This window comes from Paenibacillus athensensis, assembly GCF_004514475.2.
Lineage (GTDB): Bacteria > Bacillota > Bacilli > Paenibacillales > NBRC-103111 > Paenibacillus_AL > Paenibacillus_AL athensensis.
On the sequence record NZ_MYFO02000010.1, the window covers coordinates 90,225 to 103,469 of the forward strand.

Sequence of the window (13,245 nt, forward strand, 5' to 3'; positions counted from 1 at the left end):
CCATCGACCACAGCCAAACAAGCTGTCATGAGAAAGCAGCCCTTCTCCATATAATGCTAGCAGGCTAGGTAACGCGTCAGGGGGGGCAGCGGGGCCAAAACTGGGCAGGAGGGGATGAAGCTGGCTGAAAAGCTGATTATTGTCTGCTTGTTAACGATGCTGATTCATGCTTCGGAGACATCATCCTACGCGATTCGTTATGCGGGGGTGCGGATGGGGAAGCTGGCGGTTTCGCTATCTTTGGCCGGCATGGTGCTGCTTGTGTCGCGGACATCGAATTTGCTTCAAGCGCCGCTGATGGGCAAGATTATCGATTATGCGCGGCTGCACGAGAGCTACGATCTGGAGCGCGCGCTGCGGTACATTCTGGGCGCTTCTGCGCTGGGCACGTTTGCGGCCATGATCGTATTTCCGTCGATGGTGCTGCTTTGCTCGCGCGTCATTGCCCATCTGGAGACGAGCGGATCGATTGGCGGCATGCTGACAAGCGTGACGCTGGAGCGGCTCCGAAATGCCAAAAATCATTTGCGCAAGCCGAATCTGGCCATGCTCAAGGCGCTGCGCCTGTTCGGGGTGCCTAAACGGCTATTGCTGCTGAACTGCCTTGTCACGGCGGTCTATACGGTTGGCGTGCTCGGCTCGCTTTATGCTGCCTATCTCCAGCCGGAGCTGAGCACGACCGCCTCGCAGTCGTCGGGGCTGATCAACGGGATTGCTACGATCATCCTGACGTTATTCATCGACCCGCAGCTTGCGATGCTGACGGACCAGGCGATGGCCAGCAAATCGAAGGGCGCGCGGCTGGGCAAAGTTTTCGCGCTGCTGATGGTGTCGCGCTTTATCGGCACCTTGCTGGCTCAGCTGCTGCTGATTCCGGCGGCGCATTGGATTATTTTCATCATCCGGCTGCTCTAGTGATCCGTTAGGCAGCCGGAGGCTTGACCCTGCTAGGCAGACAACAAGAGTGAAGGTGAGAAGGAATGATGTCGCAAGGACATTTGCGCAAGGCGATCACTCCGGGAGCGGAGGTCGCGATTGTGCTCAAGCAGGACCAGCGCACGGGCAAGCTGACCCGTGGCATTGTCAAGGATATTCTGACCAAATCGCCGCAGCATCCGCACGGGATCAAGGTCAGATTGCAGGACGGACAGGTGGGCCGCGTCAAGTCGATCCTTGCATCGCCTGCGACAGTGCCGGCGCCGGCACGTCCGGCAAGCAGCCCGGTAGCGACGCCGGCGTCGCAGGAACCTGCGAATCCGGGGCAGGCCGAATAAGGGGCGCGTCTGCGCCGGCCGCCTCGTTCAGAGCGGCCCCTGCTGTCTGTAAATTTTGGGCGTTACGCCGTATTTTTCTTTGAATACCCGGTGAAAATACGGATAGCTGCCGAAGCCGCAGCTTTCGGCAATGTGCTCCAGCGACATGGAGCTGTAGTGCATGCGCTCGATGGCGCTGGACAAGCGTACTTCCAGTGCGTATTGCACCATCGTTTTGCCGAAAATCTCTTTGAACAGATGAACGGCGCGCGAGACGCTGAGGCCGACATGGCGGGCAACGTCTTCGACTTTGAAGGTAACGGTGGCGTGGGCTTCTATGAAGCGCTTCATCCGTGTTCCGGTGAAGGGGCGTCCCTGGGCCGCAAACGTTTCGGTTGCCGCTCGCTCCAGATACAGGCACAAGGAGCGAAGCAAATAGCCGCTCAGCTCGGGATTTTCGTCCTCCATGCGCCGTTTCTCCAGGATCAGCTGCCGCCATAAGGAAATCAGCCGCGGATCGAGGTCGATCCGGCAGCAGTTCGGTTTGACCGAACGGGCCCACCACGTCTGGACCCAGGTGCCGCGGCAAAACAAATAATAGTCGCCGCTGGCGATTTTGCCGTCGGGCTGGCTTTCGCGATGATTCTCGATATTCAATTCGTACGGGCTTCCGGGAGGAAACATCAACAGGTCGCCGGGAGCGACGGGGCGCATGCGCCCTTCGATGAGCGCTTCGGCTTCGCCTTCGGTTTGCAAGCGGAACAGGAAGAAATTCAACCCGCCCTTGCTGCTGACATGAAATTGCTCCATATGGTAGGAGTACCCGCAGGCAAGCAGTTCCGTCTCCATGTTCAAGCTCCTTTTGTAGCAAAATAAGAGATGTTTTGATTATATCGTGAATGGTCTATGAAGCCAATAGCCGTTACAATGTAATCAAATAAGGTAATGTGTTTCATCACACAACAGACCCCAAGAAAAGAGGAACTTCCATGAAGCGTTTGGGAATTGGATTGCAGATGTACACGCTGCGCGAGGAATTGGAGAAGGACTTTAAAGGCGTGCTGCGGGAAGTGGCGGCTTTGGGATATGAAGGCGTTGAATTCGCCGGGTACTATGATACACCTGCGACGGAATTGAAGCAGCTGCTCGATGAGCTGGGCTTGAAAGCGATCGGCAGCCACGTTAGCGTGGAGAAGCTGAGAGACCATCTTCAAGGCGAAATCGATTATCTGAAAACGATCGGCGGCAAATACCTGATCTGTCCATATGTAGCGCCGGAAGACCGTCAGACGCCGGATGACTGGAAAACGAAGTTTGCCTTTTTTGCTCAAGTAGCGGCTGAGGCGAAGAAGCAAGGTCTGCAATTTTTGTATCATAACCATGAATTCGAGTTTGAGATGGATGTGGACGGCCGCACGGCGTTTGACGCGCTGTACGCTTCGACCAATCCCGATGAAGTTCAGGTAGAGCTGGACGTATGCTGGGTGCAGTTCTCCGGCAACGATCCGATCGCTTACATCGGCAAATATGCCGGCCGTTTGCCTCTCATTCACTTCAAGGATTTCACGAAGGATGAAGCAGGCAAAATCGTCACGCTGGAGCTGGGCCTTGGCGACGTAAATCTGGATCAAGTGATTCAGGCTGCCGAGCGCGCGGGCGCCGAGTGGCTGATTGTCGAGCAGGACCGCTGCCAGAAAGCTCCGCTGACGAGCATTGCGAACAGCATGAACTGGGTCAAAGAACACTACACGCAAGTGCATCAATAATCAAAGGAGCTTACGACAAATGAGTAAAATTAAAGTAGCCGTGATTGGTTGCGGCGCGATTTCCAAACACAGACATATTCCTGAATACGCGACGAATCCGAATGTGGAGCTGGTCGCCTTCGTTGACCCGAACCTTGAAAGAGCGCAAGAGTATGCCAACACCCACGGCGGCAAAGCATATAGCAGCTATCAAGAGCTGTTCAACAACGAAAAAGTGGACGCAGTCAGCGTATGTACGCCGAACTTCCTCCATGCCGAAGTTTCGATTGCCGCGGCCAATGCCGGCGCGCATGTGCTCGTGGAAAAGCCGATGGCAACCACTACTGAAGAAGGCGAAGCGATGATCGAAGCGGCCCGCAAGAACAACGTGTTCCTGATGGTCGGTCACAATCAACGCCTGATGCCGCCACACGTAAAAGCCAAGGAATTGCTTGAAACCGGCCGCATGGGCAAGGTTCTTACGTTCCGCACGGCTTTTGGCCACGGCGGTCCGGAGAATTGGTCCGTTGACGGTCAAGGCAGCTGGTTTTTCCGCAAGGAAGAAGCAATTATGGGCGCAATGGGCGATCTGGGTGTTCACAAATCCGACCTGATCCGTTATTTGCTCGACGATGAAGTCTCCGAGGTGGCTTCGTTTATCAGCACGCTGCACAAGCAAGGCGACGTTGACGACAACGCCACTTGCATTCTGCGGATGAAATCCGGCACAATCGGCACGCTGGTTGCCAGCTGGACGTCCTACAAGGGCGAAGACAACAGCACCGTGCTCTGGTGCGAGAACGGCGTGATGAAAATCAACAGCGATCCGGACGATCAAGTCATCCTGGATTTCAAGGACGGCTCCACGGAGCGATACAAAGTTGGTGAAATTGCTACGAATACGAAGCAAACGAAAAGCGGCGTCATCGACGAATTCGTCGATTGCATCGTGAACCATCGCGCGCCAAGCATTTCCGGCGAAGAAGGCTTGCGTTCCCTGCAAGTCATCCTGGGCGCTTTTGAGTCCCAGCAAACCGGCCGAATCGTTCAGCTGTAATCCTTTAACGGCCCAAGGCTATTTCTTTTAAGTATTTCGTCCCCCCACATATATAGTTGGACCGCACTTTGCGCATAAGCGTGGAGCTGCGGTCTCTTTTTTTGTCATGCGATCCACAAACAAACAGCCCCGCGCTGATCTTTGCAGACAGCTGCGGGGCTGTAGGGCCGTGACGATTAACGGCCGCCAATATCGATCGGCCAACTGTTCGATTTGCCGATAATCGTTTCTTTGGAATCCTTGACGTTGAGCTGAATATCCCACGTTCCGGGCTTGAGCAGGTCGCCTTCGACCTTGGCCGTCACGCGTTTGTCCGATTCCCACGTAGTCGGCAGCGCTTTACCGTTCAGGGACACGTAGCCGAGCGGCGGGATGTTCTGGCCGGAAACGGTCAGCGTAATGCTGTCGCGGCCGGATAAGTCCTGCGTATCGGCTTTGACTGCGTCAATCGTAATGGGGCCGAAGCCAAGCATATAAGACGGGTTGATAATCGGTGTCGTATAGCTTTTGTAAGCGTGCCGATCACCAAACAAAATATCGTATTGCAGCGTTTCGTAGTCCTTCAGATCGTCCGGATTGATATTCATGGCCGCGTAATGGTCCTGCGGCGGAATGACCGGAATTTTTTGCGACAGTCGGGATAAGAAATCGGTATAATAGCTGCCTTGCTGTCCTGACAATTGAATCAGATACGGTCCGAGGAACGAAGGGCTGATATTCAGTTTGTCCTTCGATTTCTCCGGTGGAAGGTAGTTGTTCCAGACGACGAGCGGAACGTGGTGAATTTTGCTCAGGAAATCCGGGTCGTCTTTGCCGCTGATATATTTGGTATCGATGTACGTGGCGTAATCGTCGCCGAGATAGGGCAGATGATCGCCCCAGAAGGCAATAATCGTCGGCTCCTTGATGGCCGTGTAATAGTCGACAAGATCCTTCAGCATGTTGTCAGCGTCGCTGATGCCTTGCGAGAGCGTCTCCAGCATCCCCTTGGAGGTCGGCGACATGTCGCCTTCGACGTCGATTGTGTTCTGGCTGAACTTGCCAGGCATGAAGTGGAAATGGTTTTCCATTGTGTTGGCGAAAATAAAATCCGGTCCCGGGCTAAGCGAAGTCGCTTTGATGATATTCGACGTGACCTCGCTGTCGGCAATGTATGGACCGACGTAATGCGGTTTGAAATATTCAATCGGAACGTAACGCGAGAAGCCGAAGTCCTGATATACCTTGTTGCTGTTGAAATACCAGTTGTAGAACGGACTGATCGCTGTTGACGTATAGCCTTGGCGGGCATAAATGCTGGCCAGCGAATCGACCTCGTGGTCGATAAATTGATTGTAAGGGATCGAGCCTTCCGGTAAAAAGCGCATCGAGTTGCCCGTCAGCACCTCGAACTCGACGTTGGCGGTGCCGCCGCCATATTGCGGAGAAAGCATCCAGCCGCCCGAGCCGGTCTGCTGCAGCTTGTGGAACGTCGGGATCGGGTCGCGGCTGAACTTGAGGCCCGGAATCACCGTTGGATCCCAGAAAGCTTCACTGAGCACGACAATGACGTTGGGCTTGACGTCTCCGGTGGCGAGTCCGCCCGCTTTGGCCGGATCGTTCGTTTGATTGACGATAGCGGCAACCGCCGCGTCGTCGTAGCCCTCTTGCGTTTCATCCAGCATGATGCGCGTATTCAGCACCGTAGCCAACGCGAAGCCGTTGTCGGAGACGTTGCCGGCCTGGTTCCATTTCTGCGCTTCAATGCCTGACAGCTTTTCAACGGGCACCGGCTTGTCTGTATAGACAAACGCCAGCATCAGCACAGCCACCACGGCGATGACACCGCGTTCGGTCCAGGAAATTTTTTTGACGAACAGCGGCGTGCGATACAGCAGCAAATAGCTGAGTCCGACGAAAAGCAGGATGCCGATCAGTGTGCGCACGGTGAAAATATTGTTAATATACTGCACCATGTCCTTCGTTTCTCCACTGAGCACGAAATCCCACGGCAGCAGTGGCACGCCCAGCATCTTCAGCTTGATGCCGCTGATCAGTGCGAGAATCAGCAGAATCGTCGACAGCGCCCAATAGGCGATTCGGGTGCGTCCGATCAGGGCCATAAACAATAGCATCAGTCCAGCTACCACCCAGACGTTAAAAAGCAGCGCAATCGCGTGGTGAAAGCTCCACGACACGAGCTGGCTGTAATGTCCGCGGCTGAGCACTTCCATCAGCAGTACGGGAAGCAGAGCCGCCAGCAAGAGGGGTAAACGTTTGCCGATCAGCAGCCCAGTCCATTTTAATTTTGCATTCATTCCGGTCAGATCTCCCATGTTCAGATAATGGTCAACAACCTTTTTATTATAACATGGGATTCGCAATTATTCGACATTGCCGCGTCTAACAATTTTTGCGTCGATTTCCGTTTTGACCGACATTTCCGGGAAAATCACATCGGTCCATTCGTCCATATCCAGCTGTTTGTCGGCTGCTTGCTGACGGTACATGCCGCCAAAGCCAACCGGGTCACTGTGCAGCTTCTGCAGCTTGGCGATCAGCGCCGATATATCGGTCGCCAGCTTTGCATTCAGCTCATCCTGGAGCTTGTATACATCTTCGGGATTGTGCAGCAGGCTGCCGTCGTTCTCATCGACGCTGGCGTCAAGCTTCAGACGGATCGTGATTTGCTGTTTGCTGACGTCGATATGGGTTTTGAAACGATCGACAGCCAGCGCCGCGTTACGGGTCGTTAGCAGCGTGGGCTGCAATTTGTTATTTTGCAGCAACTGCAAATACATCGTCTCCAGCGGCTTCAGGCTGCCGACGAGCTTATCGCCGCGGAAGACGCCGAGATCGGCAAGGTCGATGCGATTGCCGCCCTTAATGTTCTCCACAAACATGGCGTAGGGGCTTTTATCCGGCTCTTGCGATAACGAGTAGAACTGATAAAGCAGCATCGGCAGCACCTCCATCGTATCGGACCCGGCTTGCGAGAAGACATCGACGAACAGGTCCGAGGGCGATTCCGGGATTTGCGGGCTCGTTTCAAGCACATTGCGGGTACTGCCGCGGGTGAGCGCCAGCCAGGCAATCGATTGGAATTCGCTGCGCCGCAGGAATAAATCCAGGTACTCGTTCAAGCCGGAGCGAGCCAACTCGTCGGAAAACAAGATGATTTTCATATGTCCGAATTGAATGTCGCGCGAGTTGCGGCGCTTCATCTTGAACAGCGCTTCGGATATATCATGGGCTTCTTCGGTCAAAATGTAATTGGGCGAACGGCTGCCGGTAGGCGCCCCCCCGGAGGAAAGCGCAGCGAACCGTCCGGCGACGGCAATGACGGCGTGAACCTTGACGCCGACCTCGCTTTTATCGATTCCGAGCGCTGTCACAAAGGTGATGCGGTTGATTTGCTTGACGTCCGAGCAGCCGCACAGGACGAGTCCGAGCAGCAGCAGCGGAAGCGCAAGGCGGACGCGTAGGCTCACAGCGGCTTCCTCCTTAGCTTGACGCCTGCGTACAGCAGCAGTGGCGTCAGCAGCGTGATGGCGCATGTGGCCAGGCCAAGCGGCAGGGCAAGCGCGCGAGCTAGAAAAGGCGAGGTGCCGAACCATTCGGCAGCAGCGATCATCACTGTCACCGCTGCAAGGACGTAGGCGTTGACTCTCAGGCCGAGAACGCCGGCGAACGAGCGTGCGGCGCAGCGCAGCAGGAAGGCTGTGCCGACGAATTGCAGAAATTTCCAGTATAGAACCCATAAAAATACGATTCGCTCCAGGACGAAATTTTCAATACGCACCGTATTCAGCAGGCTGTACGTCAAGTAAACGATTTGCTTGGCCCGGATAATGCCGAAGGTGGCAATGCCCGCAGCCATGAAATAAGTGGTGATCAGGGCTACCAGGCTGCAGCCGAGCGCAAGGGACAATCTGCTGAGATTCACTTTCTGTTTGTCTTGAATCAGCCCGAGCGCAGCCAGCGGCAGAAAGACAAGCATGGCACTGGAGAAGGAATGCAGCGGATCGCTCATTTCCGATGGCGCGATAAGCGGCATCATCCAGCCCCAATTCAGATTCATCAGCGGAAACAGTGAGATGATGAAAAAAAACGGAAACACGAAAATTATCATGATATGCGCATAACGAGCCATCGTTCGCAACGGAAAGCTGCCGACAATCGCCGCCATCGCGGTTTCAATCAGCACGAAATAACGCAAGCTGCCGTTCAACAACGTTTTGGAGATAAAATCACCGGATAAATAGATGTAGTAAACCGCGCCGCCGAGAAAGAGCAGGGCGTAAAGCAGATAAAAGGCTTTTTCAGTGAATACGCCGCCGATCCGCCGCGCCGTCAGCATAAAGGAGGTTCCCTCTGTTATCACTACCCGATGGTACAGCCAGACGCTGAGCAGGATCAGCGGCAGGCAAGGTGCAAAAATCCAGATGCTGTTGCGCCCGATGCCAAGCAGCACCATGGCCGGAGCCCGGGTGACGGAGAGGCCGATCATGACGATAAATAACAAAATAGGGTAGTGAATGCTTTCCTCTTTGGGCAAACGCACTACCACTCATCTCCTTCCGGCAGCGATTTGCGCTTCGTTCCTCCTGCCGCGAAGCTGTAGGTGGAGGGCCGCCGTCGCGTCCATAAGGACGGAGCGCGAATGATGGAATCACGAATCACATCTTTATAGTGAAAGGTATCGAACGGGGCGGCATAAGGAACGCCAAAGGAATCCAGATGGCAAATATACAGCCCGATCAGCGCGCTGCCGGCGACAACACCGTACAAGCCCCAGGGAATGGACAGGATCACGAGAAAAAAACTGCAAAGCCGCCACGCCAGCCCGACCATGTAATTCGGCGCCGTATAACTGCCAATGGCCGTCGTTGCCGTAATCACGATCATGATGTAGCTGATCAGGTGGGATTGCGCGGCTGCGGTGCCGATAATCAAGCCGCCGACGATCGTGGCGGTTCCGCCGATGGTTTTGGGCAGCCGCACCGTCGCTTCGTTAATCAATTCAATCAGCAGCAGCATGATCACCACTTCAATATAGGCCGGATAGGGAACGCCTTCGCGGCTGGACGCGACCGCCAGCATGAACTGAATGCGAAAAACGTCTTGGTTCACTGCGGTAATGGCGATGTACAGCGCGGGCAAAAATAACGTAATCGCCAGCCCGAGCATGCGGATCAGACGCAAAAATGTCCCGGACAAGCTCGGAAAGTAATAATCGTCGGAGGTTTCATACAAGCAGGTCATTGTAACCGGCAAAATCAGGCAGGTGGGCGTCGTATCGCAAAATACGAGAAAACGGCCCTCCATCAGCGCCGAGACGGCTTTGTCAGGCCGCTCCGTCGATTGGAACATCGGAAACGGCGAAAGACGCTGCCGCGTCACCAAATAGCCGATTTGCGTCGTGTCCAGTAGCAGATCGAGCTGGATGTCCTGCAGACGCTTACGGAATTCTCCTATAGCCGACCGATTGACGAGCTCGTCCATAAAGACCAGCTCGATTCTTGTTTGCGAGTCGGTGCCGATGGTGTATTCCTCGATGCGCAGTGTCTCACTGCGAACGCGGCGGCGGATCATCGAGAGATTGACCTCCAGATCCTCAATAAAGGAATCCTTGGGGCCGATCAGCGTGCTTTCCCGCTCGGGTTGCGTGACGGAGCGATTGTTCCAGTTGGCGCTTGGCACGGCGAGAGCCGCACGGTGCGCGCTGAACAAGACGAGGCAGCAGCCCGCCATAAGCTTGTGCGCCATTTCCTTGGCTTCGGCGATGACCACCGTGCCCAGCGAGCCCAAGGTCCGGTGCACGGGATGCTCCCAGAAGGAGCCGGGCTGCCCGTCGCAGGCCTTGACCGCATCCAGCAACGGATTGAGCAACTGGGCGTGAAAGAAGTTGCGATCCGAGGTCGATTGCAAATAAACGAGCAGCGCAAGCGGCTCCATTGAATCCGGCTGTACGATCGATTGCATGCATAAATCGGCTGGCCGACCCATAAATTGGGCAAGCTCTTCATATACTTCAAATAGTGACTTCATGCTGCAGGCTCACCCTCCTTTGGATCAAAGCTTATTTTTCCGCAAAATCAGGAGTTTATACCGCTTTTTCTCGGTTTTTCACCGTTTAAGAAGGATTGAGCGCGTGCGGTAGAGAAATAAATAAAAAGACAAATAAAAGGAGGGGTTTACTGTGAATTCTCAGGCAAACGGACAAATGAAGCCCGGTTCGCCGCTTCGTCACAAAAAACTTACGAAAATCGCCCTTTTGCGCAGAGCGGTGTTCCTGCTTCTCGGTTCTGCATTGGTATCGGTCGGTCTGGAAATTTTCCTTGTGCCAAATCACATTATTGACGGCGGTATAGTCGGCATTTCGATTATGTTATCGTATCTGGGCGATGTGCCCGTCGGTATTTTCCTGACGCTGTTGAATCTGCCATTTCTTTACTTGGGCTATAAGCTGATCGGGAAAACGTTCGCGTTATCGACGCTGTTTGCGATTCTGCTCATGTCGGTCGGTACGACGCTGCTTCATCCTGTGGAGCCGTTTACGATCGAACCCCTGCTGGCCGCTGTATTTGGAGGCATTATTCTTGGTATCGGCGTCGGGATGGTTATCCGCTTCGGCGGGTCGCTGGACGGCACGGAAATTATTGCGATTCTCGTCAGCAAGCGCCTGCCGTTTTCTGTCGGTGAAGTCGTGATGTTTTTCAACTTCTTTATTCTCGGCAGCGCAGGCTTCGTCTTCGGCTGGGACAACGCGATGTACTCGCTGATTGCCTATTACATTGCTTTTAAAATGATCGATATTACGATTGAAGGCTTCGATGAGTCGAAATCGGTGTGGATTATCAGCGACCGCTTCCGCGACATCGGCGATGCGCTGCTTGACCGGCTGGGCCGCGGCGTGACGTATCTGGAGGGAGAAGGCGGATTTAGCGGAGACAATAAAAAAGTGATTTTTTGCGTCATTACGCGTCTGGAGGAAGCGAAGCTCAAATCGATCGTGGATGAGCTCGACCCGAATGCCTTCTTGGCCGTAGGCAACATCCACGATGTCAAGGGCGGGCGCTTCAAGAAAAAAGACATTCACTAGCGCTCCGTATCGTTGTTCCTGCGTTCGAATAATCCCAGCTCGCGCAGCTTTTGCGCCGCTTCCTTGCTGCTGGCTGTGCCGAGCTTTTTGAGAATGTGACCGACGTGAATTTTGACCGTCCGTAAGGAAATAAAAAATTTGCCGGCGATTTCCGTTTGCGTATGTCCCTGATCAATCAGCTCCAGCACTTGCAGCTCGGTCGGCGTAATCAGCGCCTGCACCTCTTTGACCTTGAATTCGTGCTCCAGCCGCTTCAAGCGGCGGAATTCCTCACGCATTTGCTCGGCGACGGCGGCGTTGATCGCCGCTTTGCGGGCATATGCCGCGCGGATCACGTCGGGTAGCTCCTCGAAGCTTGATTTGATCTGATAGTCGATGGCCCCTGCCTGAAACGACCGGAAGATCAGCTCCTTCTCCTCCATCGAGGTCAGCATCACGACCTTGACGCCCCAAGCGGCGACGGCTTCTTCGGCTAGCCGAATGCCCGCAGGCTCCTCTCCAAGCATAATGTCCATCAGCGTAACATCAGCCAGCGGCTCCGATTCCCGAAACAGCCTTTGTGCCTCAACCGGGCTGGAAGCCGTAGCTACTACCTGAATATCGTCCTGCCGGTTCAAATACGCGGTCAAGCCGCGCTGCCAATCGGGATCGTCTTCGACGATCAGCAATCTAATCGGATCCATTCCTTATTCCTCCGCTGTCGGTAAACTGGTGAACGCTAACGTTCCCGGAAAAATCAAAAACACGGTCGTGCCTTGGCCCGGTTCGCTTTTCAGCTCCAGCGAGCCGCCGTGGCTTTTCATCACATTGTAGCAATAGGCTAGTCCCAGCCCGAAATTGTGGCGGCTGCCGCTTTTGGTGGTGTAAAAAGGCTCCAGCACGCGAGCCAGCACGGCTTTGTCCATGCCGATTCCGCTGTCCTTGACTTCCAGAACAATGCTGCGCTTCGCAGTAAAAGCCCGAACGGTAATGTCGCCGCCCGCAGGCATCGCTTCAGCAGCGTTGATCAGCACATTGCTCAGCGTCTCGGAAATTTGCGCCCGATCCAGCCGCAGCACCAGCTCCTGAGGGATGCCGAGCCGCAGCGTGATGCCGGCCAGGCCCGGCTTCAGCGAAGCCACGACACTTTGCACAAGCTCGCGCAAATCGGCCGGGGTCTGGCGCATCGGCACGTCTTGCGTCTGTTCATGGACGCGGGTGATCATATCGCGGATGTGCTCCGAGGCGTCGATCAGCACCTGCAGATCCTCGAGCAGCTCGGGCTGCGCGGTTTCTTCGGCGTACAGCTTCATTTTTTCGGAAAAAAGCCGAATTTTGCCGACATCGTTTTTGATCGCATGGTTGAGAATCGCCGTTCCCGACGTAATCGCGCGCAGCGTGGAATCGAGCTTGCGCCGTTCGATCAGCAGGCGAATGTCGAGAAAGCCGTATTTGAAAAAGATGAAGACGAAAAACGGCACGATGACCGCCAGCACCCACGTATTGTACACCCACATGCGATAGAAGCCGAACAACGGCATCATATAATTGAGAATGGAGAAGCCGACCACGGGCGGCAGCAGCGCCAGACAGGTGTACAGATGCGTGCGCTGCATAGAGCGCAGCCGTTCGCGGCGAGCGGCGATCAGTACGGCGCCGCCGAGAATGTAAGGGACGGCCCACGGAGCGACGGCAGCGAACGTAATCGGCATGTCGGCGGTGTACCAGGGCGTGAACGCCAGACAGGCGACCGGCGGCAGCAGCAGCACGTAGGGCAGCAGCTTGCGCGCCCGCGCGCCCGGCCAAGCGGGGTTATAGTGCAGCGCCAGACGCGCGAACGAATAGGGCAGTCCGTAATAGGAGCAAACCGACGAGACGGATTGTACATGGTAAAGCAGCTGCTCCAGCCGGGGATTCGAAGCTTGCCTATGCACATAAGGGATGATGCTGGCGTCAAGCAATGCGGCCAGCGCGCCGATTCCGCCGCAGAAGGCGACAGCGCTCATCCAGCGCATCGTGGCGGCGCGCGGATCGACCAGCAGCAGCAGGAGGGCGATCAACCACAAGGCGAACAAGACAAAGAGCATGAATGTTGCCCTCCTTTCATGGATAACGTTTCCTCTATTG

At 55.1% G+C, this 13,245-nt stretch carries 11 protein-coding genes and 1 pseudogene; 5 read left to right on the forward strand and 7 right to left on the reverse strand.

The genetic code is table 11. The features are described from left to right. The first annotated feature begins 114 nt into the window (after positions 1 to 114). Entirely contained in the window at positions 115 to 915 is an 801-nt protein-coding gene (locus B5M42_RS17665; RefSeq protein ID WP_329959327.1) for a lipid II flippase Amj family protein, read from the forward strand. Between the two features lie 65 nt (positions 916 to 980). Further along, positions 981 to 1,175, forward strand: a pseudogene (locus tag B5M42_RS17670) (YwbE family protein); the annotation flags it as partial. A 126-nt stretch (positions 1,176 to 1,301) separates the two neighbouring features. Here the strand turns inward: B5M42_RS17670 and B5M42_RS17675 are convergent. Then, a complete protein-coding gene (locus tag B5M42_RS17675) occupies positions 1,302 to 2,102 on the reverse strand; it encodes an AraC family transcriptional regulator (protein ID WP_134752979.1) in 801 nt (266 codons plus the stop codon). A 140-nt stretch (positions 2,103 to 2,242) separates the two neighbouring features. Between B5M42_RS17675 and B5M42_RS17680 the strand changes: the two genes are divergently transcribed. Continuing rightward, positions 2,243 to 3,019, forward strand: coding sequence for a sugar phosphate isomerase/epimerase family protein (locus B5M42_RS17680; RefSeq protein WP_134752981.1), 777 nt, complete (start codon positions 2,243 to 2,245; stop codon positions 3,017 to 3,019). Positions 3,020 to 3,038: 19 nt separating this feature from the next. Continuing rightward, the gene (locus B5M42_RS17685; RefSeq protein WP_134752984.1) at positions 3,039 to 4,055 is read left to right on the forward strand and encodes a Gfo/Idh/MocA family protein; all 1,017 of its coding nucleotides are present in this window, start codon (positions 3,039 to 3,041) and stop codon (positions 4,053 to 4,055) included. A 176-nt stretch (positions 4,056 to 4,231) separates the two neighbouring features. On the opposite strand, the gene B5M42_RS17690 is transcribed toward B5M42_RS17685, so the two are convergent. The 4 genes from B5M42_RS17690 to B5M42_RS17705 all read right to left on the reverse strand — a co-directional run bounded on the left by B5M42_RS17690 (position 4,232) and on the right by B5M42_RS17705 (position 10,085). Continuing rightward, positions 4,232 to 6,352, reverse strand: coding sequence for an LTA synthase family protein (locus B5M42_RS17690; RefSeq protein ID WP_134752986.1), 2,121 nt, complete (start codon positions 6,350 to 6,352; stop codon positions 4,232 to 4,234). 66 nt (positions 6,353 to 6,418) lie between these two features. Continuing rightward, entirely contained in the window at positions 6,419 to 7,525 is a 1,107-nt protein-coding gene (locus B5M42_RS17695; RefSeq protein ID WP_167689922.1) for a Ger(x)C family spore germination protein, read from the reverse strand. Next, entirely contained in the window at positions 7,522 to 8,598 is a 1,077-nt protein-coding gene (locus B5M42_RS17700; RefSeq protein ID WP_167689925.1) for a GerAB/ArcD/ProY family transporter, read from the reverse strand. Before B5M42_RS17700 ends, B5M42_RS17695 begins: the two co-directional genes overlap by 4 nt. Continuing rightward, entirely contained in the window at positions 8,598 to 10,085 is a 1,488-nt protein-coding gene (locus tag B5M42_RS17705; RefSeq protein ID WP_134752990.1) for a spore germination protein, read from the reverse strand. Before B5M42_RS17705 ends, B5M42_RS17700 begins: the two co-directional genes overlap by 1 nt. Before the next feature lie 175 nt (positions 10,086 to 10,260). On the opposite strand from B5M42_RS17705, the gene B5M42_RS17710 reads away from it, so the two are divergent. Then, complete coding sequence (locus tag B5M42_RS17710; RefSeq protein ID WP_134753193.1) at positions 10,261 to 11,139, forward strand: YitT family protein; 879 nt, start codon at positions 10,261 to 10,263, stop codon at positions 11,137 to 11,139. Here B5M42_RS17710 and B5M42_RS17715 read toward each other — a convergent pair. Continuing rightward, positions 11,136 to 11,822, reverse strand: coding sequence for a response regulator transcription factor (locus B5M42_RS17715; protein WP_134752992.1), 687 nt, complete (start codon positions 11,820 to 11,822; stop codon positions 11,136 to 11,138). The two genes, B5M42_RS17710 and B5M42_RS17715, sit on opposite strands and share 4 nt — an antisense overlap. Before the next feature lie 3 nt (positions 11,823 to 11,825). Then, positions 11,826 to 13,205 carry a sensor histidine kinase gene (locus B5M42_RS17720; RefSeq protein WP_134752994.1) on the reverse strand — a complete coding sequence of 460 codons (1,380 nt, stop codon included), beginning with the start codon at positions 13,203 to 13,205 and terminating at the stop codon, positions 11,826 to 11,828. Positions 13,206 to 13,245 lie beyond the last annotated feature (40 nt).

What these genes read in the sequence shown, in the direction of transcription:
- B5M42_RS17665 (WP_329959327.1), top strand. Translation starts at nt 115, where the DNA reads ATGAAGCTGGCTGAAAAGCTGATTATTGTCTGCTTGTTAACGATGCTG.
- B5M42_RS17675 (WP_134752979.1), bottom strand. Translation starts at nt 2,102, where the DNA reads ATGGAGACGGAACTGCTTGCCTGCGGGTACTCCTACCATATGGAGCAA.
- B5M42_RS17680 (WP_134752981.1), top strand. Translation starts at nt 2,243, where the DNA reads ATGAAGCGTTTGGGAATTGGATTGCAGATGTACACGCTGCGCGAGGAA.
- B5M42_RS17685 (WP_134752984.1), top strand. Translation starts at nt 3,039, where the DNA reads ATGAGTAAAATTAAAGTAGCCGTGATTGGTTGCGGCGCGATTTCCAAA.
- B5M42_RS17690 (WP_134752986.1), bottom strand. Translation starts at nt 6,352, where the DNA reads ATGAATGCAAAATTAAAATGGACTGGGCTGCTGATCGGCAAACGTTTA.
- B5M42_RS17705 (WP_134752990.1), bottom strand. Translation starts at nt 10,085, where the DNA reads ATGAAGTCACTATTTGAAGTATATGAAGAGCTTGCCCAATTTATGGGT.
- B5M42_RS17710 (WP_134753193.1), top strand. Translation starts at nt 10,261, where the DNA reads ATGAAGCCCGGTTCGCCGCTTCGTCACAAAAAACTTACGAAAATCGCC.
- B5M42_RS17715 (WP_134752992.1), bottom strand. Translation starts at nt 11,822, where the DNA reads ATGGATCCGATTAGATTGCTGATCGTCGAAGACGATCCCGATTGGCAG.
- B5M42_RS17720 (WP_134752994.1), bottom strand. Translation starts at nt 13,205, where the DNA reads ATGCTCTTTGTCTTGTTCGCCTTGTGGTTGATCGCCCTCCTGCTGCTG.